The sequence below is a fragment of the Aquirufa antheringensis genome, assembly GCF_004307425.1.
In the GTDB taxonomy this organism is placed as follows: Bacteria; Bacteroidota; Bacteroidia; order Cytophagales; family Spirosomataceae; genus Aquirufa; species Aquirufa antheringensis.
The window spans coordinates 1-2,337 of record NZ_SEWZ01000002.1 but is presented as its reverse complement, the minus strand read 5'-3'; the positions used below and the strand labels follow the sequence as shown (position 1 = coordinate 2,337).

Sequence of the window (2,337 nt, the reverse complement as noted above, 5' to 3'; positions counted from 1 at the left end):
CACACAAGGTTCTTTGACATATTGTGAGAATAAAGTAAAGAGTAAGAGCAAATTAGAATTTGAATCCTTCGGGATGAAGATATTTTAAAAGAGTAAGTGAATTAAGGGCGTATGGGGGATGCCTAGGCTCTTGGAGGCGATGAAGGACGTGTTAAGCTGCGATAAGCTTCGGGGAGGTGCACAAGACCTTCGATCCGAAGATTTCCGAATGGGGCAACCCAGTAGATTGAAGATCTATTATCCTATTTAAGATAGGAGGCGAACCTGCTGAACTGAAACATCTAAGTAAGCAGAGGAAGAGAAAACAAAAGTGATTCCGTAAGTAGTGGCGAGCGAACGCGGATTAGCCCAAACCAGTGTTGTTGCGGCAAGACTGGGGTTGTAGGACCACGCCATCGATTATGTAAATCAACGAGAACTGTTTGGGAAAGCAGGCCATAGAAGGTGAGAGCCCTGTATTGGTAAGTTTATGTAATTGTAGTGGTATCCTGAGTAGGGGGGGACTGGAGAAATCCCCTTTGAATCTGCCGGCACCATCCGGTAAGGCTAAATACTACCAAGAGACCGATAGTGAACGAGTACTGTGAAGGAAAGGTGAAAAGTACCCTGAGTAAGGGGGTGAAAAGACCCTGAAACCATACGCTTACAAGCGGTCGGAGCCCTTTCGTGGGGTGACGGCGTGCCTTTTGCATAATGAGCCTACGAGTTACTTTCACTGGCGAGGTTAATCACGTTGACGTGAGCAGCCGGAGCGAAAGCGAGTCTGAATAGGGCGCTTAGTCAGTGGGAGTAGACGCGAAACTTTGTGATCTACCCATGAGCAGGTTGAAGCTCCGATAACACGGAGTGGAGGACCGAACCAGTTTACGTTGAAAAGTATTTGGATGACTTGTGGGTAGGGGTGAAAGGCCAATCAAACTGAGAAATAGCTCGTACTCCCCGAAATGTTTTTAGGAACAGCCTCGGGGTTAAGTTTTAAGCAGGTAAAGCTACCGATAGGACTAGGGGGAGTCAAATCCTACCAAATCCTGACGAACTCTGAATGGCTTAAAATATACCCGGGAGTGAGGGTTGGGGTGCTAAGGTCCCAATCCGAGAGGGAAAGAACCCAGACCAACAGCTAAGGTCCCAAAATCTTTACTAAGTTGAACTAAGGAAGTCTGATTGCAGTGACAGCCAGGATGTTAGCTTGGAAGCAGCTATTCATTTAAAGAGTGCGTAACAGCTCACTGGTCGAGCGAGGCGGGCATCGATAATAAACGGGCATCAAGTAAAGTACCGAAGCTTTGGATTATATTTATATACTGGTAGGGGAGCATTCTGATCTGCGGAGAAGGTGAAGCGACGAGCTTTGCTGGAGCGTTCAGAAAAGCAAATGTAGGCATGAGTAACGATAATGAGGGCGAGAAACCCTCACGCCGAAAGACTAAGGTTTCCTCAGCTATGCTAATCAACTGAGGGTTAGTCGGGGGCTAAGGGTCTAGCGAAGGCGACAACCTAATGCACAACAGGTTAATATTCCTGTACTTACTTATAGGGCAAATAGATGACGGAGATTACAGGTTACCAGATACTGACGGAATAGTGTCTTTGAGAGGCGGCAGCAATGCCAAAACGAGTGTAGTGAGTAAACTTCCAAGAAAAGTCTAGGCGTGTATAACTTATAAGTAACCCGTACCGTAAACCGACACAGGTGGTCGAGAAGAATATTCTAAGGCGCTCGAGTGAATCACGGCTAAGGAACTCGGCAAATTAACCCTGTAACTTCGGGATAAAGGGAGCCACGAGCAATCGTGGCCGCAGAGAAATGGCCCAGGCGACTGTTTAACAAAAACACATGGCTTTGCTAAATCGAAAGATGACGTATAAGGCCTGACACCTGCCCGGTGCTGGAAGGTTAAGGGGGGATGTTAGTGGCAACACGAAGCATTGAACTGAAGCCCCAGTAAACGGCGGCCGTAACTATAACGGTCCTAAGGTAGCGAAATTCCTTGTCGGGTAAGTTCCGACCTGCACGAATGGTGTAACGATCTGGGCACTGTCTCAGCCGTGAGCTCGGTGAAATTGTAGTAACGGTGAAGATGCCGTTTACCCGCAACGGGACGGAAAGACCCCATGAACCTTTACTATAGCTTAGCATTGAGTTTTGGTACTGGATGTGTAGGATAGGTGGGAGGCTGTGAGCCGGTGTCGCTAGGCATCGGGGAGCCAACGTTGAAATACCACCCTTCTTGTACTGGAATTCTAATCCCCAAAGGGGAGACATTGCTTGGTGGGTAGTTTGACTGGGGTGGTCGCCTCCAAAAGAGTAACGGAGGCTTTCAAAGGTTCCCTCAG

1 rRNA gene is annotated in these 2,337 nt (G+C 47.9%); it reads left to right on the top strand.

Features of this window, described 5'->3' with window-relative positions:
* Positions 1-91 precede the first annotated feature (91 nt).
* Positions 92-2,337, top strand: a 23S ribosomal RNA gene (locus EWU21_RS02925); the annotation flags it as partial.